The 20,331-nt window shown below is 65.7% G+C and carries 22 protein-coding genes; 11 read left to right on the top strand and 11 right to left on the bottom strand.

All coding sequences use genetic code 11. The features are described from left to right. The 4 genes from Mlute_RS08960 to Mlute_RS08945 all read left to right on the top strand — a co-directional run. The coding region (locus Mlute_RS08960) for a Zn-binding domain-containing protein (RefSeq protein ID WP_119360353.1) at nt 1–262 on the top strand (262 nt) is incomplete at its 5' end. Between the two features lie 36 nt (nt 263–298). Further along, a complete protein-coding gene (gene mnmE / locus Mlute_RS08955) occupies nt 299–1,612 on the top strand; it encodes a tRNA uridine-5-carboxymethylaminomethyl(34) synthesis GTPase MnmE (protein ID WP_119360352.1) in 1,314 nt (437 codons plus the stop codon). 3 nt (nt 1,613–1,615) lie between these two features. Continuing rightward, nucleotides 1,616–2,128, top strand: a complete 513-nt coding sequence (locus Mlute_RS08950) for an amino acid ABC transporter permease (RefSeq protein WP_119360351.1) — start codon at nt 1,616–1,618, stop codon at nt 2,126–2,128. Nucleotides 2,129–2,145: 17 nt separating this feature from the next. Further along, complete coding sequence (locus Mlute_RS08945) at nt 2,146–3,711, top strand: cation:proton antiporter family protein (RefSeq protein ID WP_119360350.1); 1,566 nt, start codon at nt 2,146–2,148, stop codon at nt 3,709–3,711. A 16-nt stretch (nt 3,712–3,727) separates the two neighbouring features. Here the strand turns inward: Mlute_RS08945 and mnmD are convergent, their stop codons facing one another. Both mnmD and Mlute_RS08935 read right to left on the bottom strand, forming a co-directional pair. Beyond that, nucleotides 3,728–4,396 carry a tRNA (5-methylaminomethyl-2-thiouridine)(34)-methyltransferase MnmD gene (gene mnmD, locus Mlute_RS08940; RefSeq protein ID WP_245958919.1) on the bottom strand — a complete coding sequence of 223 codons (669 nt, stop codon included), beginning with the start codon at nt 4,394–4,396 and terminating at the stop codon, nt 3,728–3,730. Then, the gene (locus Mlute_RS08935; RefSeq protein ID WP_119360349.1) at nt 4,386–5,810 is read right to left on the bottom strand and encodes a pyridoxal phosphate-dependent decarboxylase family protein; all 1,425 of its coding nucleotides are present in this window, start codon (nt 5,808–5,810) and stop codon (nt 4,386–4,388) included. Before Mlute_RS08935 ends, mnmD begins: the two co-directional genes overlap by 11 nt. Before the next feature lie 60 nt (nt 5,811–5,870). Here Mlute_RS08935 and gatC point away from each other — a divergent pair, with 60 nt between their 5' ends. Together gatC and serS are read left to right on the top strand one after the other, a co-directional pair. Continuing rightward, nucleotides 5,871–6,167, top strand: a complete 297-nt coding sequence (gatC, locus tag Mlute_RS08930) for an Asp-tRNA(Asn)/Glu-tRNA(Gln) amidotransferase subunit GatC (RefSeq protein WP_119360348.1) — start codon at nt 5,871–5,873, stop codon at nt 6,165–6,167. 2 nt (nt 6,168–6,169) lie between these two features. After that, complete coding sequence (gene serS, locus Mlute_RS08925) at nt 6,170–7,441, top strand: serine--tRNA ligase (RefSeq protein ID WP_119360347.1); 1,272 nt, start codon at nt 6,170–6,172, stop codon at nt 7,439–7,441. A gap of 46 nt (nt 7,442–7,487) precedes the next feature. Here the strand turns inward: serS and Mlute_RS08920 are convergent, their stop codons facing one another. The 4 genes from Mlute_RS08920 to gyrA all read right to left on the bottom strand — a co-directional run bounded on the left by Mlute_RS08920 (nt 7,488) and on the right by gyrA (nt 11,514). Next, nucleotides 7,488–7,568, bottom strand: coding sequence for a 30S ribosomal protein THX (locus Mlute_RS08920; RefSeq protein ID WP_114799484.1), 81 nt, complete (start codon nt 7,566–7,568; stop codon nt 7,488–7,490). 9 nt (nt 7,569–7,577) lie between these two features. After that, nucleotides 7,578–7,871: a 30S ribosomal protein S20 gene (rpsT, locus tag Mlute_RS08915; RefSeq protein WP_119360346.1), complete on the bottom strand. Its 294-nt coding sequence runs from the start codon at nt 7,869–7,871 to the stop codon at nt 7,578–7,580. An 89-nt stretch (nt 7,872–7,960) separates the two neighbouring features. Next, a complete protein-coding gene (gene wecB / locus Mlute_RS08910) occupies nt 7,961–9,091 on the bottom strand; it encodes a non-hydrolyzing UDP-N-acetylglucosamine 2-epimerase (RefSeq protein WP_119360345.1) in 1,131 nt (376 codons plus the stop codon). Nucleotides 9,092–9,093: 2 nt separating this feature from the next. Further along, the gene (gene gyrA, locus Mlute_RS08905) at nt 9,094–11,514 is read right to left on the bottom strand and encodes a DNA gyrase subunit A (RefSeq protein WP_119360344.1); all 2,421 of its coding nucleotides are present in this window, start codon (nt 11,512–11,514) and stop codon (nt 9,094–9,096) included. Nucleotides 11,515–11,695: 181 nt separating this feature from the next. On the opposite strand from gyrA, the gene Mlute_RS08900 reads away from it, so the two are divergent. From Mlute_RS08900 to Mlute_RS08885, 4 genes are all read left to right on the top strand, one after another. Next, a complete protein-coding gene (locus tag Mlute_RS08900) occupies nt 11,696–12,709 on the top strand; it encodes a S1C family serine protease (protein ID WP_119360343.1) in 1,014 nt (337 codons plus the stop codon). Nucleotides 12,710–12,834: 125 nt separating this feature from the next. After that, nucleotides 12,835–14,172, top strand: coding sequence for an aminotransferase class III-fold pyridoxal phosphate-dependent enzyme (locus Mlute_RS08895; protein WP_119360342.1), 1,338 nt, complete (start codon nt 12,835–12,837; stop codon nt 14,170–14,172). 67 nt (nt 14,173–14,239) lie between these two features. Beyond that, nucleotides 14,240–15,742 (top strand): 4-alpha-glucanotransferase, encoded by a 1,503-nt coding sequence (gene malQ / locus Mlute_RS08890; RefSeq protein ID WP_119360341.1) that lies wholly within the window; start codon nt 14,240–14,242, stop codon nt 15,740–15,742. Between the two features lie 9 nt (nt 15,743–15,751). Next, nucleotides 15,752–16,186, top strand: a complete 435-nt coding sequence (locus Mlute_RS08885; RefSeq protein WP_119360340.1) for a VOC family protein — start codon at nt 15,752–15,754, stop codon at nt 16,184–16,186. On the opposite strand, the gene Mlute_RS08880 is transcribed toward Mlute_RS08885, so the two are convergent. Genes Mlute_RS08880 through miaB form a run of 5 tightly spaced genes read right to left on the bottom strand, consistent with a single transcriptional unit; the run spans nt 16,141 to nt 20,036 of the window. After that, a complete protein-coding gene (locus Mlute_RS08880) occupies nt 16,141–16,530 on the bottom strand; it encodes a M67 family metallopeptidase (RefSeq protein WP_119360339.1) in 390 nt (129 codons plus the stop codon). The two genes, Mlute_RS08885 and Mlute_RS08880, sit on opposite strands and share 46 nt — an antisense overlap. Next, on the bottom strand, nt 16,527–17,012 hold the full coding sequence (locus Mlute_RS08875; RefSeq protein ID WP_119360338.1) for a dihydrofolate reductase: 486 nt from the start codon (nt 17,010–17,012) through the stop codon (nt 16,527–16,529). The genes Mlute_RS08880 and Mlute_RS08875 overlap by 4 nt, the downstream gene beginning before the upstream one ends. A 1-nt stretch (nt 17,013) precedes the next feature. After that, entirely contained in the window at nt 17,014–17,808 is a 795-nt protein-coding gene (locus Mlute_RS08870) for a thymidylate synthase (protein WP_119360337.1), read from the bottom strand. A 19-nt stretch (nt 17,809–17,827) separates the two neighbouring features. Beyond that, nucleotides 17,828–18,703, bottom strand: coding sequence for an NAD(P)/FAD-dependent oxidoreductase (locus Mlute_RS08865; RefSeq protein ID WP_119360336.1), 876 nt, complete (start codon nt 18,701–18,703; stop codon nt 17,828–17,830). Between the two features lie 10 nt (nt 18,704–18,713). Further along, nucleotides 18,714–20,036 (bottom strand): tRNA (N6-isopentenyl adenosine(37)-C2)-methylthiotransferase MiaB, encoded by a 1,323-nt coding sequence (gene miaB / locus Mlute_RS08860; RefSeq protein WP_119360354.1) that lies wholly within the window; start codon nt 20,034–20,036, stop codon nt 18,714–18,716. A gap of 111 nt (nt 20,037–20,147) precedes the next feature. On the opposite strand from miaB, the gene Mlute_RS08855 reads away from it, so the two are divergent. Beyond that, a partial coding sequence (locus Mlute_RS08855) for an NAD(P)H-dependent oxidoreductase (RefSeq protein WP_182482514.1) occupies nt 20,148–20,331 on the top strand: 184 nt, incomplete at its 3' end.

The following is a 20,331-nucleotide window of genomic DNA, read 5'->3' as shown; positions in this document are numbered from 1 at the left end:
CCCCTCCGCCGGCGGCCCCACCATCTTCATCTACGACGGCTACCCCGGCGGGGTGGGCTACGCCCGAAGCGCGGCCCGGCGTTTCGCCCGCTGGGTCCAGGCGGCCCGCGACCTGCTGCAAAGCTGCCCATGCGAAGGAGGCTGCCCGCGCTGCATCCTCTCCCCGAAGTGCGGCAACGGCAACCAGCATCTAGACAAAAAGGGAGCCTGGGTCCTGGCCGAAGCCCTATGCCGCCGCCACCCTGTCCATCCCCCCAACTAACCCCCGCCCCTGGGAAACCCTTTAGATTTAAAGGCTATGGGCCTACCCTCCTTGCAGGACATCATTGCTGCCATCGCCACCCCTCCAGGCCGGGGGGCGGTGGGCATCGTGCGGGTGTCGGGAGCGGGCAGCCTAGAGCTCATACAGAAGCTCTGGCGGGGAAAGGACCCCACCCGGCTTCCAGGGGGGCGCTTCACCTTCGGCAAGGTCTGCGATCCCCAAAGCGGGGAGGTTCTGGACGAGGCTTTGCTCCTGGTCTTCCGCGCCCCCCACTCCTACACTGGCCAGGACAGCGCCGAGCTCCAGACCCACGGCTCGCCTGCGGTGCTGCGGCGGGTCTTGCAGGTGCTCTTCCAACACGGGGCCCGCCCGGCCCAGCCCGGGGAGTTTACCCTCCGGGCCTACCTAAACGGCCGGATGGACCTGGCCCAGGCCGAGGCGGTACTGAGCCTGGTAGAGGCCGAGTCGGAAGCCGCCCGGCGGCAGGCCCTGCGGGGGCTCAGCGCGGGCCTTTCCCGAAAGATAGGGGCCCTTTCCGAAGAGCTGTTCAACCTTTTAGCCCACATCCAGGCCTGGCTGGACTACCCCGAGGAGGGGGTGGAGCCGGTGGAGGTGGCTGCCCGGCTCGAGCCCGTCCTAACCGAGGTGCGCAGCCTCCTCGCCACCGCCCCCGCAGGCCGCATCGCCAGCAAGGGGGCCCGGGTGGCCCTGGTGGGGGCCCCCAACGCCGGAAAGTCAAGCCTGCTCAACGCCCTCCTGGGCTATGAGCGGGCTATCGTCACCCCCATACCCGGTACCACCCGCGACTACCTAGAGGCCCCCATGGAAATCGGCGGGGTGCCGGTGGTGGCGGTGGACACCGCAGGGATACGGCAGACCGAGGACTTGGTGGAAAAAAGCGGGGTGGAGCGGGCCCTACGCATCGCCCAGGAGGCCGACCTGGTGCTCTACCTGGCCGACCAGAGCCAGCCCAAGCCTCCACCCCCTCCCCTGCCCTGGGCCCGTACCCTCAGGGTGGCTACCAAGGCCGACCTACCCCCAGTCTGGCAGGACGAGGCCTTCCTACCTGTCTCGAGCCACACCGGCGCGGGCCTCGAGGCGCTCCGCCAAGAGGTGCACCGCCGCTTGTTGGGGGAAGCCCCCGAAGGCGAGCTGTGGATTAGCAACGAGCGCCACGTGGAGGCCCTGCAGCGGGCCGAGGTCCATCTTCAAGCAGCTTTGGAGGCCCCACTGGACCTGGCCGGTCTCTCCATTGAGATGGCCCTGGAGGCCCTTTCGGAAATCCTAGGCAAAAATGTTTCGGAGGAGGTCATTGAGCGGGTCTTCCGCAACTTCTGCGTGGGAAAGTAGCTTATGGATGAGCGCATCGTTTCAAGACCCAGCCCGGCCACCTACGCGGTGGCCCTGGGCCTGATCCTAATGGGTCTGGCCCTCACCGCTGTATGTCTTTGGGCCTGGTTCCAAGGGATAGAGCCGCGCTGGTCGGTGGTGCTCTTCGCCCTGCTGGGCCTGTATATGGCCGCCCTGGGGGTGGACGAGGGGTGGCTCTCGGGGCTCGAGGTCACCCCCACCACCCTCCGGGTGCGAAGCTTTGGCCGTTGGAGCGAACACCCTTTGGAGGGGCTCGAGGCGGCCGACGGCTTGCAGGACATTCTGGGCGGGGGATGGCAGGTGGTGCTCCTGGGGCAAGGGCGCGAGGCCATCCGGGTACCCCTGCGGCGCTACGCCAACGCCCAGCGGCTGGCCCAGGCCCTACTGGAGGCGCTCTGGCTGCAAAACAAAGACCTGGTGGTCATGCCCCGGCTGGCTCACCGCTTCGGCCGTCCCCCCTTCGGCCTGCTGGCCCCAAAAAGAGCTAGAACCTAATCCTTATGATGGGCCCCATGGATTGGTTCTGGGTAGGGGCAGCCTTTGGCCTGGGCTGGCTGGCCAACCGCTTGGGCTGGCCCCCGCTGGTGGGCTATTTGGGAGCAGGCTTCGTCTTTTGGGGGCTGGGGCAAGAAGCCGGCCCGCTGTTGGAAAACCTAGCCGAGATTGGGGTCCTGCTGTTGCTCTTCACCGTAGGCCTCAAACTGCGCTTCGCCAGCCTGGTGCGCCGGGAGGTGCTGGGGGTAGGAGGCCTGCACCTCATCGCCTTCGCCCTTCTGGTGGGGCTGCTGGCCATGGGAATCGGCCTCTCGAGCCAGGCAGCCCTCTTTGTGGGTATTGGCCTGGCCTTCTCCAGCACCGTCCTAGCCGTAAAGCTCCTGGACGACCGAAGCGAGCTGAACACCTTTCACGGCCGCATCGCGGTGGGCATCCTGGTCCTGCAAGACCTGGTGGCCATCGGGCTGATGGCCTACGCTGGGGTCAAAAACCCCACCCCCTGGGCCCTTCTGCTGCTGGCCCTGCCCCTGCTGCGCCCGGTGGTGGGCTTTGTGCTGGAGAGAAGTGGGCACGAGGAGCTGCTGCTCCTCTATGGGCTGGGCCTGGCCCTGGGGGGGGCCAGCCTGGCCCAGCACCTAGGGGTCTCGCCCGAGCTGGGGGCCCTGCTCATGGGGGCGGCGCTGGCCGGACACCCCCAGACCGCCGAGCTTTCCCGCACCCTCTGGGGCCTTCGGGAAACCTTCCTGGTGGCCTTCTTCCTGCAAATCGGGGCGATGGGCCTGCCCAGCAACCAGCACCTGCCCCTGGCCGCCGGGCTGGTCCTGCTGTTGCCGCTGAAGGCGGGGCTGTTTTTCTTCCTCCTGGTGGGCTTCGGGCTGCGGGCCCGCACCGCTTTTGTGAGCAGCATCGCCCTCACCAGCTACAGCGAGTTCGCCCTCATCACCAGCGTAGCCGCGGTAGAGGGTGAATTGCTGCCAGCCTCCCTTAGCCAGACCATCAGCCTGGCGGTGGCCCTATCGCTGGCCCTGGCCGCCCCCCTCAACCGCGCGGTGCACCGGCTCTATCAGCGCTACGAGCCCCTTCTGCTGCGCTTTGAGCGCAAAGGCCGCCACGCCGACGACGAGCCGACCAGCCTGGAGGGAGCCGAATGGTTGGTGGTGGGCATGGGCCGCACCGGAGGGGCCGCCTACAAGATGCTGACCGGAAAAGGGCACAAGGTGCTGGGACTGGACGCCGACGAGGGCAAGCTAGAGGCCCACCGGAGTAAAAAGCGCAATGTCCGCTACGGCGACGCCGAGGACCCCGAGCTTTGGGAGCGCCTGGACCTTACCGGCCTAAAAGGGGTGCTGCTCACCCTTCCCGACCTCGAGGCCAAACTCCGGGCGGCCGAGGGGCTAAGGCGGCGGGGCTTTGAGGGTATCGTGGCCGCCACCAGCTACCACCGCGAGGAAGACCCACAGCTACAGGCCGCCGGGGTTACCCTCATCTCCCGCCCCTTCGCCGAGGCTGGGGAGCGGCTGGCCGAACGGGCCTTGGGGCTCAACCCATTGGAAGAGGCCGAGGAGGAGAAAACCTCCACCTAGCCCATCGCCAGGGCAGTCAGGCCAAGGGGCGCCGGGCTAGCGTCCAGGCCTTCTTGCCCACCCCGGGCACTTTTCTGACCTCAAACCCCACCGCCGCCAGGCCGCGGCGCAGCCTTCCCGCCACCGAGTAGGTGGCCAGGTAGGCCCCTGGCGCGGCCGCATGGTAAAGCGAGCGCAGCACAGAAAGCCCCCAGGGTTCGGGGTTGACCGCCGGGCTAAAGGGGTCTAGGTAGATGGCGCTGGCCCACCCTTGGGGAAAACTAGCCCGGGTCACGTCCTCAAAGCGCACCTCGAGCCGCCCCCAAGGCCCCTCCAAAATCAAAGGCTCCGGGGCAGCCGCCCAGCCCACCCGCACTTCCGCCCAGACCCGGGCCGCCTCCTCCGTCAGCGGGGCCTCCACCCAGCCCAGCACCCCGGCCTCCACCGGAAAAGCCTCGTAGCCCAGGTAGTCCAGGGGCACCCCACGCCGGAGGCAGCTATCCAGGGTGGCACGGAAGTTCATCCCCAGGCCGAAGCCCACCTCGAGGACCCGCGGCGCAGGGTGTGCGTGGGTCTGGGTAAGGCCCAGGTAGAGGACGTTGGCCTGGGTCCAGGCCCCATAGCGGGAGCTGTAGGCCTCCTGAAAGCGGGGGTGCACCAGGGTGGGCGAGCCATCCTGGGTAATCAGGAGCAGTTCAGGCCTCAATCTCCACCCGCCGGGCTTCCTGCTGCATAAGGGCCCATAGGGCCTCCACATGGACCCGCTCGGTTCTCTCGGCACCAATGGAAACCCGCACCATCCACCGCCCCTTGAGCAGGGCCGGGGTTAAGAAGGCCTGCCCCGTGCGGTTGACCCGCTGGACCCAGTCCTGGGTATGGCGGTCAAGGCCCTCAGGGCTCAACCCCCCGGGGTCGTAGCGCAGGGCCAGGGTCTGGAGGGTGGGCGGGGCCAGCAGCTCCCAGCCCGGGGTGCGTTCCACCTGCTCAGCCAGCCAGCGGGCGTTGGCTATATCCCGCCGCAGCCGGGCCTGCAACCCCTCCACCCCCTCATCCAACAGGGCAAACCACACCTTGAGGGCCCGGAAACGCCGCCCCAGGGGGATGCCCCAGTCCTTGTACTGCCGCACCTGGCCATCCACCGCAGAGCGCAGGTAGGAGGGCTGGGTGGACATGGCCCGCACCAAGATCTCGGGCTCGCGCACGTACAAAAGCGAGCAGTCAAAGGCCACCCCCAACCACTTGTGGGGGTTGATGGCGATGGAATGGGCCTCTTCAATGCCCGCGAAAAGCGGACGGCACTCGGGTAAAATCAGGGCCGAGCCGGCCATAGCCGCGTCTACATGGAGCCAAAGGCCGTACCGCCGGCACACCTCGGCGACCTCGGCCAGCGGGTCAAAGGCCAAGGTGGTGGTGGTGCCCGCCGCGGCCACCACCGCGCAGGGTTTTTTTCCCTGGGCCAGGTCCTGCGCGATGGCCGCCTCGAGCGCCTCCGGCCTCAGGGCATGCCGGTCATCGGTCTCTATAAGCCGCAGGTTCCCCCGGCCAAACCCGGCCAGAAGGGCCGCCTTGGGCACCGAGCTATGGGCCTGGTCTGAGGCGTAGACGGTGAGGGGCTGCTCCTCGGCCTGAAGCCCCTCGCGCTCCTGGGAGAAGTTCGTGGCCCACTCCCGGGCGGCCAGCAGGGCCACCAGGGTACCGGTGGAGGCGGTGTCCTGGATAACCCCCTGGAAGACCTCGGGCAGACCGAACATCTGCCGCAACCAGTCGGTGGTCACCTCTTCCAGCTCGGTGAGGGCCGGGCTGGCCAGCCAGGTGATTCCGGTCTGGCCTAGCCCGGTGGCCACCAGGTCGGCCAGAACCGAGGAAAAGGGCGCGTTGGAGGGGAACCAGGCAAAAAAGCGGGGGCTTTGCCAGTGGGTCAGGCCCAGCAAAAGCCTCTCCAGCTCCTTGACCACCCCCAAAAGCCCCCCACCCTGCTGGGGCGGCGTGGGGGGGAAAAGCGCCCGTACCGTCCCTGGCTCCACCTGGGCCATCACCGGAAGCGTCTCCACCCGCTCGCGGTACTCGGCGATGAAGTCAATGAGGGCGTAACCCAGCCGCTTGAACTCCTCGGGCGACATGCTCGAATCATACCCCTTTCCCACCGACAAAGCCCACAAACCCCCAGGCCTGCGGTTAGAATGACGCCCGTGGAGATCACGCCCGAACTCCTGCAAAGCCTGAGCAGGCTGGCCCGGCTCTCCCTTAGCCCAGAGGAAGCCAGGAGGCTCGAGGGGGAGCTGCGTTCCATTGTGAGCTTCTTTGAGCAGCTCCAGGAACTGGACACCCAAGGCCTGCCGGAGATGGCCCGCCCGATTGACCTGACCAACCGCCTTCGTCCCGACCAGGTGAGGCCCTCCTTGTCCCAGCAGGAGGCCCTCTCGGTGGCCATAGAGGAAGAGGAGGGCCAGTTTAAGGTGCCCCGGGTCATTGAGTAGCCATGCTAGACCTCAAGTTCATCCGCGAACACCCCGAGCAGGTCCGGCGGGCCATTGAGCTAAAAAACGCCCCCCTTGACCTAGACCAGCTTCTGGCCCTGGACCAACAGGTGCTGGCGCTAAAGCGCCAAATTGAGCAGCTCCAAGCCGAACGCAACGCCAACGCCAAGGCGGTGGCCCGGGCCCAACCCGAGGAGCGAGAGGTCTTGGTGGAGAAGGGACGGGCCATTGGGGCCGAGCTGGCCCGGCTCGAGCCGAGGCTGCGGGAGCTGGAGGCTCAGCTCAAAAACCTGCTCTACCTCACCCCCACCCTCCCCTGGGAGGGAGCCCCGGTAGGACCCGACGACTCTTTTAACGTGGAAACCCGGGTCCACGGCAACCCCCGGGTGTTCCTGTTTGAACCCCTTGACCACGTGGCCCTTATAGAGAAAAACGGCTGGGGCGACTTTGAACGGGCCGCCAAGGTCTCGGGTTCGCGCTCCTACATCCTGCGGGGCGACCTGATGCTCTACGAGCTGGCCCTCCTGCGTTTCGCCCTGGACCGGATGATAGAGGCCGGTTTCACCCCCCTCTCGGTGCCCAGCCTAACCAAGGCCGAGGCCCTCTATGGGCACGGGCAGTTCCCCACCGGGCGCGACCAGGTCTACGAGGTCAACGGCGGGGAGGCCTACCTGGCGGGCACCGCCGAGGTGCTGCTCAACTACCTGCACGCCGGGGAAATACTGCCCGAAGACGAGCTACCCAAAACCTATTGCGCCCTCTCCCCTTGCTTCCGGAGCGAAGCCGGCTCGGCGGGGAAGGATGTGCGCGGTCTAATGCGGGTGCACCAGTTCAACAAGGTTGAGCAGTACGTGCTCTGCCGGGCCGACCTGGAGGAATCCAACCGCTGGTTTGAGACCATGCTCTCCATCTCCGAGGGTATCCTGCAAGCCCTGGAGCTCCCCTACCGGGTGGTGGAGGTCTCCACCGGGGATATGGGCCTGGGCAAGTACCGCCAGGTTGACCTGGAGGCTTGGGTTCCCAGCCAGAACCGCTACCGTGAGACCCATTCCTGCTCGGCCCTGCTGGACTGGCAGGCCAGGCGGGCCGGCCTGCGCTACCGGGACGCGCGGGGCAAGGTGCTCCACGCCTACACCCTCAACAACACCGCCCTGGCCACCCCTCGCATCCTGGTGATGCTCCTGGAGAACCACCAAAACGAGGACGGGACGGTAAACGTACCCAAGGCGGTACAACCCTACTTCGGCAAGGAGCGGCTCGAGCCCAACCGGTAAAAGCAAACGCCGCCGAAGGACACCTTCGGCGGCGGGCTCGGCCCGGCTACTTCTTGCGCGGGCGGTACTTGCCGTATGAACCCCGGAAGATCTTGCCGCGACGGGTACGACGATCCCCTTTGCCCATACCTGGCTCCTAGGCTTTAGCTCCTTGAAGAAGCTGGTGAACCTTGCTCATGAGGCGGGATTTGCGGCGGCTGGCCGCGTTTTTGTGCAGGGTTGAACCCTTGGCCGCCTTGTCAATCAGGCTTTCGGCATAGCGCATGACCCGCAGGGCCTCCTCGGCATTGCCCTGCTGCGCCAAGGCCACCGCTTTTTTGCTCACCGTCTTGATGGCCGACATCTTGGACTTGTTGCGGGCCCGCCGCTTAAGCGACTGGCGGTGGCGCTTCATGGCCGAAGGGTTGCGTGCGGTCTTTTTCTGTGCCATAGCTCTCCGAACTCAAAAGGCCAGGGCTGCACAGGGCGCAGCCTCGAGGCAAACCGCTCATGAGTCTAACACACCCGGGGGCTTTCTGGCTAGCCCAACAAGCCACCTTCCCAGTCCGCCGGCCTCTCGCAAAGGCCCAACCGCCAGGCCACCCCCTGGGCGCAGCGCTCCGCGGCCCGCCCATCCCCGTAGGGATTGGGGCGGTTGCGCATGGCGGCCAGGGCCTCTTCATCGGAGAGGAGGCCGTGTACCGTGGCGAAGACCTGCTCCGGGTCGGTTCCGGCCAGCCTCAAAGCCCCCACCGCCAACCCCTCCGGCCGCTCGGTAACGTTCCGCAGCACCACCACCGGCACGCCAAGCGTGGCCCCACTCTCCTGAACACCGCCCGAATCGGTCACCAGAAGGGCCGAACGCTTCATCAGGGCCGCCATGGTGCCGAAATCCAAAGGCTCGAGCAGGCTGAAGTTGGCCAGCCCCTCCAACGCCGGATAGACCGCCTCGCGCACCGCGGGGTTCAGGTGTACGGGGTAGACGAAGTGGCACTCCGGGTGGGCCTGGGCCACCCGGGCCAGCGCCAGGGCCAGCTCCCGCATGAAAGGCAGGTTCTCCCGGCGGTGCATGGTTACCGTGACCACCCGCTTGTCCGGGGGCAGGGGCGGGGGGACCCCCCGCGCGCTGGCGTACAAGACCGCGTCCACCTCGGTCTGCCCGGTCACGATGATGGTCTCCTCGGGTTTCCCCTCGCGCAAAAGGTTGGCCTTAGAGGTAGGGGTAGGGGGCAGGTCAAGGTCGGTCAGCACATCGGTCAGCCGGCGATTGGCCTCTTCGGGAAAGGGCTCTTTGAGGTTGAAGCTACGCAACCCGGCCTCCACGTGGGCCACCGGAATCCCCTCAAAGAAGGCCGCCAGGGCAACCGCGAAGGTGGTCAGGGTATCCCCGTGAACCATCACGTAGTCGGCCTCCAGCTCTTTGAGCTTGGCCGCGGCGGCCGGAACAATGCGGCCCATCAGGTCGGGCAGGGTCTGCCGTTCGGTCATCACCTGCAAATCGGTATCGGGGACCAGGCCAAAAACCCGCAGGGCGTCCTCGAGCTGGGTGCGGTGCTGCCCGGTGGAGAGGAGAACGCTGTGTATACCGGGCCAGCGCCGCATGGCGAAAATTACCGGAGCCATCTTGATGGCCTCCGGACGGGTACCAAAAGCGATGACCACGCGCTTCATTCTCAATCCTGGGGAGCAATCACAAAGGCTGAGGCTAGCTCATCGCCCTCGCTCAGGTTCATGATCTTAACCCCGCTGGTGGCCCGCCCGTACTGGGCGATCTCGGCCACCTTGGTGCGAATGGCGATGCCCCTCTTGGACAACACCAGTAGGTCCTCGTTGCCCTGGACTCGCAAAAGGGCCGCCAGATGGCCCACCCTCTCGGTGGTGTTGAAGGTGATTACCCCCATCCCGCCCCGGCCCTGCAGAGGGTACTCCCGCACCGGCGTACGCTTGCCGTAGCCATAGGTGCCCACCGCCAGCACCTCCCCCTCCTCGCCCTTAGGGAGGATGACCAAGGACACCACCTGGTCCTCGCGCCCTTCCTTGAAGCGGATGCCGGTGACGCCCTGGCTGGCCCGGCCAGTAACCCGCACATCGGAGAGCTCAAAGCGAATGGCCTGCCCGGTACGGGTGGCCAGCATGGCTTGGTCGCCCTCCTGGGCGATGGCCACGCCCACCAAGGCGTCGTTTTCCAAGAGGTTGATGGCGATGAGGCCCGCGCTGGATAGATTCTGGTACTCCCGTATGGGGGTCCTCTTGACCAGGCCGTTCCGGGTGGCAAATACGAAGTACCCCTCCTGGCTGAGGTCCCGCACATTGAGCAAGGTCGCCACCTCCTCGCCCTCCTGGAGCGGCAACAGGCTCACCACATGGGTGCCGCGGGCCTGACGGCTGGCCTCGGGCAGCTCGTGCACCTTTTCGGCGTAGACCCGGCCCCGGTTGGTGAAGACCAGGAGGGTATCGTGCATGGAGGCCACAAAAACCGATATGGCCTCGTCCTCCTCCTTGGTCTTTCCGGCCTGCGCCCCCACCCCGCCCCGGCCCTGAGCCCGGTACGCTTCCAACGGCGTGCGCTTGATGAAGCCCTGGGCGGTAAGGGTAATGACCATGGGCTCGTCCTCTATGAGATCCTCCAGGCTGAAGCCCTCCTCAAACTCGGTGATCAGCGTGCGGCGCGGGTCAGCATACTTGCGCTTGACCTCCAGGAGCTCATCCTTCACCACCTGCCAAAGCCGCCCCTCATCCCCCAGGATGGCCTCGAGCCGGCCGATTTCCTCCATCAGCTCCCGGTATTCCTCCTGAAGCTTCCCCCGTTCCAAGCCCACCAGGCGCTGCAGGCGCATGTCCAAGATGGCCTGGGCTTGAATCTCGGTCAGACCAAAACGGCCCATCAGCCCCGCGCGGGCCTCGGCGGCGTCCTGCGAACCCCGGATCAGCGCTATCACCTCGTCAATGTGGTCCAGGGCGATAAGAAGGCCCTCCAAGATGTGGGCCCGCTCCTTAGCCTTGCGCAGGTCAAACTCGGTCCGCCGGCGCACCACCTCGCCGCGGTGGTCAAGGTAGTGGCGCATCATCTCCAGCAGGGTGAGCACCCGGGGCTCGCCCTTCACGATGGCCAGGAGGTTCACGGTAAAACTGGTCTGCAAGCGGGTGTGCTTGTAGAGCTTGTTGAGCACCACCTGCGGGTTGGCCCCCCGCTTTAGCTCCACCACGATGCGCAGCCCCTGCCGGTCAGACTCATCGCGCAGCGCGGCGATTTCGTCCACCACCTTGTTGCGCACCAGACCAGCTATCTGCGCGATTAGGTCGGCCTTGTTTACCTGATAGGGAATCTCGGTGAAGACCAGCATGGCCCGGCCGTTCTTCTCCTCGTTGCGCACCCGAGCCCGCACCTTGAGGCTGCCCCGGCCGGTGGCGTACGCCTCCTTGATGCCCCGCCGGGACAGCTTGGCCCCGGTGGGGAAGTCAGGGCCGATGAGCACCTTCATAACCTCGTCCAACGAGACCCCTGGGTTGTCAATCATCAGCACCAGTGCATCCACCACCTCCCCCAGGTTGTGGGGGGGCAGGCTGGTGGCCATGCCTACCGCGATGCCGGCAGAGCCGTTGACCAACAGGTTGGGCAGCGCCGCGGGCAGCACCTCGGGCTGCTCCTGGGTGCCGTCGTAGTTGGGCGCAAAGGGCACGGTCTCCTTGTCCAGGTCCTGGAGCAACTCGAGGCCCACCGGCGAAAGCCGAGCCTCGGTGTAGCGCTGGGCTGCTGGAGGATCGCCGTCCAATGAGCCAAAGTTGCCCTGGCCGTCAATCAGGGGGTAGCGCAGGTTCCAGGGTTGGGCCATTCGCACCAACGTCTCGTAAATGGCCGCGTCCCCGTGGGGGTGAAACTTCCCCATCACCTCGCCCACAATCTTGGCGCATTTCACGTGCTTTCGGTTGGGCAACACCCCGTCCTGGTAGGCCCCGTATAAAATTCGCCGCTGAACCGGCTTTAGGCCATCGCGCACATCGGGCAAGGCCCGGTCCACGATGACCGACATGGCGTAGTTGATGAAGCTCTGCTTGACCTCGTCGGTAATCTCAACAGGAAGAATTTGGGACATTCCACCTCTCCTCGAGCCGCACAAAAAAAGCGCTCAAAAGCGCCCTTCCTAAAGCCTTCGCATTATACACCCGGAGCAGCGCTTACGTCAAAAACATAAACGACCCCCTCCTAAAATTGTGCGCCCCAGCCTCCAAAGCCCGGCCCCCTCAGCGTAGGCTAAAGGGCACACGAGGGGAGGTATGCGACGGGGGTGGATTTGGATTGCAGTGCTGCTGGCCGCTTTGGCTGCGGTCATTCAGGCCCAGCCCCTCAGGCCCGCGGAGGTTCGGGCTGCGCTCGAGCCCGTTTACAACCGAGCTCTTCCGGCTGCTTTGCGCATTGAGACCATACCCGAGGGCACCGGCTCTGGCTTCTTCATAAGCCCAAGCGGCCTGGTGCTGACCGCCTACCACGTGGTGGAGGGCAGCCGCAGCCTGCGGGTGGTCAACGCCCGAAGGGAGGCCTTTCCAGCCGAGCTGGTGGGGTACGACGAGTTCCGCGACCTAGCCGTCCTGCGGACCCAGGTAAGGGAGGCGGTCCCCTTCCTGCCGCTGGAGACCGCCATCAGCCCCCGCCCGGGGGAGCCCTTACTGGCCATTGGCAACTCCCGCGGCGAGTTCATCGCCCCGCGCTACGGCCTGGTCAACACCGTAGAACGCGACATCTTCCCCTTCTTCAACTCCATCGCCATCTCCACCAACATCCCCTTGGCCCCAGGCGACTCGGGCGGGCCGGTGCTCAATCAGGCCGGGCGGGTGGTGGCGGTGGTGGTGGCCATCGGGCAACCCAACGGGGTCTTTGAGAGCTTCCTTTCACCACTGCTAGGTCTGGACGAACTCCTCACCCAGCTCCAGGCCGGCCGCAGGCGGGACGTGCCCTACATCGGGGTGCAGCTCTCCCAAATTGACGACGAGACCGCTGCCCTCCTCGGAATCCCCAAGCAAGGCGTGCTGATCCGGGGCCTGCTCCGGGGCGGGGCCGCCGAGCGGGCCGGGCTGAGGGGCCTTGTGGTGCGGCGCGAAAATGGCCGGGATTTTTACGAGTTTGACGTAATCCTGGAGGCCGACGGGCGGCCTTTCAACGACGTAACCTCCCTCCAACGCTACATCCGCAGCAAGGAAGTGGGCGACAGCGTAACCCTTACCGTCCGCCGGGGCAACCAGACCTTCCGGGTGGAGCTCAGGCTCACCCCCAACCCCCTGCGCAGCGGGTAGGGCGCAGCAGGGGTGAAAAAATTTTTCCGTCCAACAAGAAACGCTTATCAGCGTTTGACACTTTGTCCATTGCTCCACCAGAGGCAGAGGGTCTAACATTGAGCCAGACCAAGGAAGGAGGCCCTATGGAACGTCCGTCCAGGGAAGTCATACAGGAAAACCGCGACTATACGCTGTTTTCCTGGTCGGTGCAGAGCACCTCGAACCCCATCCACATGACCCGCGCCCAGGGGGTATGGTTCTGGGATGGGGACGGCAACAAGTGGCTTGACCTCAACGCCCAGCTCATCAACATGAACGTGGGGCACCAGCACCCCAAGGTGCTGGAGGCCATAAAGAAGCAGGTGGACGAGCTATGCTTCGCCGGCCCCAACTTCGCCACCGAGCCTCGGGGCAGGCTTGGGAAGAAGCTAGCCGAGGTCACCGGCCTGGCCAAGAGCTTCTTCACCCTGGGCGGGGCCGAAGCCAACGAAAACGCCATGAAGATCGCCCGGCTGTACACCGGCCGGGACAAGATCATCACCCGCTACCGCAGCTACCACGGAGCCACCATGGGGGCCATGACCGCCTCCGGCGACCCCCGGCGCTGGCCGGTGGAGCCTGGAATACCGGGCATCGTCCGGGTTTTTGACCCCTACTGCTACCGCTGCCCCTTCGGCAAGACGGTGGATAGCTGTGGCCGCGAGTGCGTGAGCCACATTGAGGAGGTCATCCAGCTCGAGGGGCCCCACACCATCGCGGCCATCATGGTAGAGGGCATCACCGGTTCCAACGGGGTGCTGGTGCCCCCCGACGACTACTACCCCAGGCTGCGGGCGCTTTGCGACAAGTACGGCATCCTGCTCATCACCGATGAGGTCATGAGCGGCTTCGGGCGCACCGGAAAGTGGCTCTCCACCCAGCACTACGGCATCAAGCCCGACATCGTCACCTGCGCCAAGGGCCTCACCAGCGGCTACATGCCCCTAGGCGCGGTCATCGTCTCCGCACCCATCGCTGAATACTTTGAGAAGAACATGCTCTGGGGTGGGCTCACCTACTCCGGCCACCCGGTCTCCTGCGCGGCGGCCCTGGCCAACCTGGAGGTCTACGAGGAGGAGCAGATCTTTGAGAACACCGAAATCCAGGGGCGCTACCTGGCGGAGCGGCTCGAGGCCATGAGAAAGTACGCTTGTGTGGGGGATGTGCGGTACAAGGGGCTTTTCAGCGTGATTGAGCTGGTAAGGAACAAGGCCACCAAGGAACCCCTAGCCCCTTACAACGGCACCTCGCCGGAGATGCAGCGGCTGGCGGCCTACCTGAAGTCCAAGCACATCTACGTCATGACCCGTTTCCATATGCTCTGGGTCTGTCCCCCTCTGGTCATCAACCGGGAGGAGCTCAAGTACGGCCTTGACGTCATTGAGGAAGCCCTCGCGCAGGTGGACCAGATGCTGGGGATGGCCCGGGCTGTGGCCGACTGAAGGCCGGGGCGCGACCCCCATAGAAACGCTTCCAACAAGAGGGCGGCTGGGGTAGACTACCCCTGCTATGCAGCTTCCCCGCTCGTTTGGGGTGCTCCTTCACCCCACCAGCCTTCCCGGCCCCTGGGGCATCGGCACCCTAGGGGAAGAGGCGCAGGGTTTTGTGGACTGGCTGGCCGCCGCGGGGGCAAGGTGGTGGCAGGTGTTGCCCTTGGGGCCCACCGGCTACGGCGACTCCCCCTACCAGTCCTTCTCGGCCTTCGCGGGAAACCCCTACCTCGTAGACCCTAGGCTTTTCTTCGCCAAAGGCTGGCTGGAGCCCGAAGAGCCTCCTTCCCTCCCGGCCCACCGGGTGGACTACGGCGGGCTCTACAAGACCCGCTGGCCCCTTTTTCGGCGGGCCTTCTCCGGTTTTCTCACCCGGGGCTCAGAGGAGGACCGGGCCAGTCTGGAAGCCTTTGCCCAAGCCGAGCGGGGCTGGCTGGACGACTACGCGCTCTTCATGGCCCTCAAACACCGCTTCGGCGGTGAGCCCTGGAACCGCTGGCCGGAGGAGTTCCGCGCGCGCCAGCCAAAGGCCCTGCAAAAGGCCCGAAAGGAGCTAGCCGACGAGATAGCCTTTCAGGTCTGGCTGCAGTGGCTTTTCTACTCGGCCTGGGACAAGCTGAAGGGGTACGCCGAGGGCAAAGGGCTCGGAATCATCGGGGACATGCCTATCTTCGTGGCCTTTGATTCGGCCGATGTGTGGGCCCACCCCGAGTATTTCTGCCTGGACGAGGAGGGGAACCCCACGGGGGTGGCCGGGGTGCCCCCCGACTACTTCTCTGAAACCGGGCAGCTTTGGGGCAACCCGCTATACCGCTGGGAAGCGATGGAGAAAGATGGCTTCGCCTGGTGGATCGCCCGGCTGCGCCAGGCCTTGCGCCAGGGCCACCTGGTGCGCATAGACCACTTCCGGGGTTTTGAGGCCTACTGGGAGGTTCCCTTTGGCAAGCCCACCGCAGTGGAGGGCCGCTGGGTCAAGGCCCCGGGAGAAAAGCTATTCAAAGCGGTCCAGGAGGCCCTAGGGAACGCCCCCATCCTGGCCGAAGACCTAGGGGTCATCACCCCCGAGGTGGAGGCCCTCAAGGACGGCTTTGGCTTCCCCGGGATGAAGATTCTGCAGTTCGCCTTTTCCGATGAGGAGAACCCCTTCCTGCCGCACAACTACCCTCCTCATGGCAACCTGGCGGTCTACAGCGGCACCCACGACAACGACACTAGCTTGGGCTGGTACCGCACCGCCCCCCAGGAGGAACGCGTTTTCATGCGCAGGTACCTGGCCCGGGAGGGCATCCGCTGCCTCTCGGAGCTCGAGGTGCCGGGGGCCCTCATTGAGCTGGCCTTCAAAAGCTCCGCCCGGCTGGCCATCGTGCCGCTTCAGGACATCCTGGGGCTAGGCCCCGAGGCCCGCATGAATTTCCCTGGGCGTCTGGGCGACAACTGGGCCTGGCGCTGCCAACCGGAAGACCTGGGGCTCGAGCTGGCCGAAAGCCTCCGGGGCCTGGCTGAGGCCTATAAGCGCGTGTAAGCTAAGGGTATGCGGGTGGACGGGGTGCTTGAAACCTGCCTCTACGCCACCGACCTGGAGGCTGTCCGGCGCTTTTACCAGGAGGTCTTGGGCCTGGAACTCTTCGCTGAGCAGGCTGGCCGCCACCTCTTTTTCCGGGTAGGCCAAGGGGTGTTCTTGGTCTTCAACCCCGAGGCCACCCTCCAGGAAACCGCCCTGCCACCCCATGGGGCCCAAGGCCCAGGGCATGTCTGCTTCCGCGTACCCGCCCAGGACCTGGAGGCCTGGGCGGCGCGGCTAGTCTCTCAGGGGCACCCCGTAACCTGGACCGACTGGAAGGCCGGCCGGAGCCTCTACGTGCGGGACCCCGCGGGCAACCTGGTGGAGCTGGCCCCAGGGGCCATCTGGGGTCTTCTGGATCAAAGCAGCTCTATCCCCACTTCTTCCCCCTCTGGCAGCCGGTAGGCCCGATACACCCCCCTCTTTAGGTCAAAAATAACGTAGGGCACCCGCCAGTAGGCCTCGGCCACATCGGTGCTGCTGGGCTCGGCCGGCCCATGGGGATGGGAGTGGTAGATGGCCAGCAGCTCCATGCCCTCCGCCTCGGCCCCCCGCAGGGCCCGCAGGACCGCCTGTGGCTCCGCGCGGTAGCGCAGCCAGGGGGTAGGATGGACGTTCCTGAGGGGCAAGACCCGTTCTATCCGGCCCACCCGGCCCAGCCAAAGCCCCACCCCCTCCTCGGGGTAGACCCCCCGCAGGTGGGCCAGGGTCTGCTCGAGGCAGGCCTCTGAAAGGCGCAAAACCCTCATCGTCGGCGAACAAAGTCCAGATACTCAAAGGCAAAAGCGTGGCGTTCATCCGCTGGGTGCCGCTCACGGTACACAAGGCTCCAGCCGTCGGGGGCCCATTCCGGAAAGAAGGCGTCGGCCCCGTCTACCAAGGTGTCCACCTGGGTCAGGTAGAGGTGGGTGGCCAGGGGCAGGGCCAGGGCGTACACCTCTCCTCCCCCAATCACCCATAGCTCCTCATCCCGGGCCAGGGCTTCCTCGAGAGAGCCCACCACCTCCGCCCCCTCGAGCCTAAGGCTGGTCTGCCGCGTCAGCACCAGATTCCTGCGCTTGGGCAGCGGCCTTCCAATGCTGTCAAAGGTCTTGCGCCCCATCAGAACGGTCTTCCCCAAGGTAAGGGCGCGGAAGCGCCTGAGGTCGTCGGGAAGGTGCCAGGGCAGGGCCCCCTGACGGCCAATGGCGCGGTTCTTGTCTAAGGCGGCGATGAGCGCGATCTTTCTCATCTCAGACCGCCACCGGCGCGGGGATGGCTGGGTGGGGGTGGTAGCCCTCCAGGGTGATGTCCTCGTAGGTGAACCCGAAGAGGTCCCGCACCGCGGGGTTGAGCCGCACGGTGGGCAGGGGTCTGGGCTCCCGGGAGAGCTGCAAGCGGGCCTGGTCAAAGTGGAAGCGGTAGAGGTGGGCGTCCCCTATGGTGTGGATGAACTCCCCAGGCTCGAGCCCTGTCACCTGGGCCACCATCAGGGTAAGGAGGGAGTAGGAGGCGATGTTGAATGGAAGCCCTAGGAAGATGTCGGCGCTGCGCTGGTAGAGCTGGCAGGAGAGCCTGCCTTGGGCCACGTAAAACTGGAACAGCACGTGGCAGGGGGCCAGGGCCATCCGGGGCAGGTCGGCCACGTTCCAAGCGCTCACCAAAAGCCGCCTCGAGTCGGGGTTGCGCTTGATTTCCTCCACCACCCAGGCCATCTGGTCTATGGTCTTGCCGTCCGCTCCTTCCCAGCTCCGCCACTGCTTGCCGTAAATCGGCCCCAGCTCGCCATGCTCGTCGGCCCACTCGTCCCAGATGGTCACCCCATGCTCACGCAGGAAGCGGATGTTGGTCTCGCCCCGCAAGAACCATAGCAGCTCGTAGACCACGCTCTTCCAATGCACCTTTTTGGTGGTCACCAAGGGGAATCCCTCCCTCAGGTCAAAGCGCATCTGGTAGCCGAAGATGCTGCGGGTGCCCACCCCAGTACGGTCGGAGCGGTCTACCCCGTGCTCGAGCACGTATCGCAAGAGCTGGTGGTACTGCTGCATATCGGTTAGTTTATCAGGGCTACCCCACAAGCCGTAGCAAGCGCCCCGCGTAGAGCGGAGCGTAAAAATAGGCCGCCGAACCAAAGCCGGTGAGGGCATAGCCGCCGGGGATTTCCCGCAGATAGCACCCATCCAGCCGGTAGCGCACCCCAGCCCAGCTCGAGGTGTACGCGGGGCGGTAGCCCAGCAGCCGCTCGGCCCCCGAGAGCAGCCACTCAGCCTCGTGGGGCTGGGTCTGGTGCGGTGAACAGGTGTTCTGGTGGGGCAGGTAGCTACCCCCCAGGCTGCGCCCGGCCACGTACACGCCATACGAACGGGCCTGCTGGAAGTGTTCCTGGGTTTGGAGCACCGAGCCCGGTGTAAACCGCCCGCCCAGGCCCACCAGATGCGCCCCGCTGGCCCCCCCGGCAAAGACCAGCCGGCGGGCCGAAACCCGTCCGCCCGAGGCCAGATAAACAGAGGCGCCCTCGAGCCGCACCACCTCAGCCCATAAGATGTCCAGCCCCTCGGCCAGGCGCTGCAGCAGGGGGGCGGTCTGGAGCCAGCCGGCGTTTTCCAGGTAGAGGCCCTCCGGAAGCCAGCGGTGGGGAATCCGGCGGCCCTCCAGCCTGGCCTTCCAGGCTTCCCGATCCGCCTCGGGCACCGGCCTGAGGACGCCCCGGTGCACTGGAACGAAGCGGGGGTAGAAGTCCCACAGGGCCCCCAGCGCCTCTTCGGCCTCAGGGGCCACGGCACCCCGCTTGCCCCGCACCGGGTTCAAGAGCGCGTCCGGTACCCGGCTGGCCTCGCCCAGCTCGCGGGCCACCACCAGCACCTCTTTCCCCGCGTCGTGCAGCATCCGGGCCGCGCACAGCCCGGCAATCCCGGCCCCAACGACCACGACTTCAGGCTTCACATTCCCAGCTTCAGGCCATTATCAGGGGAATCGGGGCGGACTCCTTCGCACCCACCACTTCCCCAAACAGCATGTGCGGGGTGGCCTGCTTGACCAGCACCTGGTATAGCCCCGGACGGGGAGCCTGGGCCGCGGGGACGAGGGTGGGGTGGTTGCCCCGGGTGTGGCCTTCGGCGTAGGCCTCGTCCTTGGCTGCCCCCCGCACCAAAACCTCCACGGTCTGGCCCACCCAGCGCTGGTTCTGGCGGTAGCTCCACTCCTTTTGTTTCTCAATCAGCCGCTGCAACCGCTCCACCTTCACCTCGCGGGGCATGTCGGGAAAGTGCTTGTAGCTCGGGGTGCCGGGGCGGGGCGAGTAGATGAACATGTAGGCCGAGTCGTAGCCCACCTGGTCGTAAAGCGAGAGGGTCTCCTGGAAGTCCTCCTCAGTCTCACCCGGAAAGCCCACGATGATGTCGGTGGAGAGCACCGCATCCGGCATGGCCTCGCGGATGGCCCGGATGCGATCCAAGTACCACTCCCGCCGGTACTCCCGCCCCATGCGGCGCAGCACCCGGTTGGAGCCCGACTGAACCGGTAGGTGGATGTAGCGGCAGACCTGAGGGGTCTCGGCGATGGCAGCAATCACGTCGTCGGTGAAGTTGACCGGGTGGGAGGTGGTGAACTTGATGCGGGGAACCCCCAGCCGGGCCACCATTCGCAAAAGCTCGGCGAAGCTCGGGTAGCCCGGCTGGTCCTTGCCGTAAGAGTTAACGTTTTGGCCCAATAGGGTCACCTCAACCACCCCGGCCGCCAGAAGCTGCTCCACCTCCCGCAGGATCAGGTCGGGGTGGCGGCTCACTTCGGGGCCCCGGGTGGTGGGCACGATGCAGTAGGTGCAGTGGTGGTTACAGCCCCGGATGATGCTTACAAACGCCGAGAGGATCCCTTGGGGCGCAGGGGGCAGGTGATGGGTCAGCTCGTCACGGAAGGAAAGGTCCCAAAAGCGGCTTCGGGCCTCCAGGGCCTTGCCGATCTCGGTGAGGGCACCCGGGCCCAGGAGGATGTCCACCTCAAACTTGCGGGCCATCTGCTGGCCCTCCTCGAGCTGAGCCAAGCAGCCCATCATGCCCACCAGCAGGGGCCGTTTTTCCTTTTCCTTGCGCAGCTCGCCCAGCAGCGAGCGCACCTTCTCCACAGGCTTGCCCCGCACCGCGCAGGTATTGACCAGCACAAAGTCGGCCTGTTGCCAGCTATCCACGAACTCCGCACCTAGCGAGGCCAGCTCGCTTTTCACCAGATGGGTGTCGTACTCGTTCATCTGGCAGCCGTAGGTGATGATGTGGGTCTTCATCCGAACCTCTGGGCCGACCGGAGGGATTCCGGGGCCGCGCAAGAACCCAGTGTAGCAGATGCCAAGGCCCACGTTGCACCCCATGGGCCCAGGGCCTTAGGCTCTTAGGGCATGAACATCCTGTTGGTGTACGCCCACCCCAACCCTCGCTCCTTCAACGCTGCTTTGCGGGACACCGCCATACGCACCTTGGGCCAGGCCGGGCACAGCCTCCTCCTCTCCGACCTCTATACCATGCGCTTCAATCCGGTACTCTCCCTGGAGGAGCTGGCGGGGGAGGTGCAGGGGGTGGAGG

The sequence above is a fragment of the Meiothermus luteus genome, assembly GCF_003574085.1.
Classification (GTDB): Bacteria; Deinococcota; Deinococci; order Deinococcales; family Thermaceae; genus Meiothermus; species Meiothermus luteus.
Note: the sequence above shows the minus strand (reverse complement) of the source record. Positions and strands in the feature narration are given on the sequence as shown.

Coding starts and splice junctions, on each gene's coding strand:
- rpsT (WP_119360346.1), bottom strand. CDS start 7,871: ATGGCACAGAAAAAGACCGCACGCAACCCTTCGGCCATGAAGCGCCAC.
- Mlute_RS08870 (WP_119360337.1), bottom strand. CDS start 17,808: ATGCAGCAGTACCACCAGCTCTTGCGATACGTGCTCGAGCACGGGGTA.
- miaB (WP_119360354.1), bottom strand. CDS start 20,036: ATGAAGACCCACATCATCACCTACGGCTGCCAGATGAACGAGTACGAC.
- gyrA (WP_119360344.1), bottom strand. CDS start 11,514: ATGTCCCAAATTCTTCCTGTTGAGATTACCGACGAGGTCAAGCAGAGC.
- serS (WP_119360347.1), top strand. CDS start 6,170: ATGCTAGACCTCAAGTTCATCCGCGAACACCCCGAGCAGGTCCGGCGG.
- gatC (WP_119360348.1), top strand. CDS start 5,871: ATGACGCCCGTGGAGATCACGCCCGAACTCCTGCAAAGCCTGAGCAGG.
- malQ (WP_119360341.1), top strand. CDS start 14,240: ATGCAGCTTCCCCGCTCGTTTGGGGTGCTCCTTCACCCCACCAGCCTT.
- Mlute_RS08880 (WP_119360339.1), bottom strand. CDS start 16,530: ATGAGGGTTTTGCGCCTTTCAGAGGCCTGCCTCGAGCAGACCCTGGCC.
- Mlute_RS08950 (WP_119360351.1), top strand. CDS start 1,616: ATGGATGAGCGCATCGTTTCAAGACCCAGCCCGGCCACCTACGCGGTG.
- mnmE (WP_119360352.1), top strand. CDS start 299: ATGGGCCTACCCTCCTTGCAGGACATCATTGCTGCCATCGCCACCCCT.
- Mlute_RS08900 (WP_119360343.1), top strand. CDS start 11,696: ATGCGACGGGGGTGGATTTGGATTGCAGTGCTGCTGGCCGCTTTGGCT.
- Mlute_RS08935 (WP_119360349.1), bottom strand. CDS start 5,810: ATGTCGCCCGAGGAGTTCAAGCGGCTGGGTTACGCCCTCATTGACTTC.
- Mlute_RS08945 (WP_119360350.1), top strand. CDS start 2,146: ATGGATTGGTTCTGGGTAGGGGCAGCCTTTGGCCTGGGCTGGCTGGCC.
- Mlute_RS08895 (WP_119360342.1), top strand. CDS start 12,835: ATGGAACGTCCGTCCAGGGAAGTCATACAGGAAAACCGCGACTATACG.
- Mlute_RS08920 (WP_114799484.1), bottom strand. CDS start 7,568: ATGGGCAAAGGGGATCGTCGTACCCGTCGCGGCAAGATCTTCCGGGGT.
- Mlute_RS08885 (WP_119360340.1), top strand. CDS start 15,752: ATGCGGGTGGACGGGGTGCTTGAAACCTGCCTCTACGCCACCGACCTG.
- Mlute_RS08875 (WP_119360338.1), bottom strand. CDS start 17,012: ATGAGAAAGATCGCGCTCATCGCCGCCTTAGACAAGAACCGCGCCATT.
- wecB (WP_119360345.1), bottom strand. CDS start 9,091: ATGAAGCGCGTGGTCATCGCTTTTGGTACCCGTCCGGAGGCCATCAAG.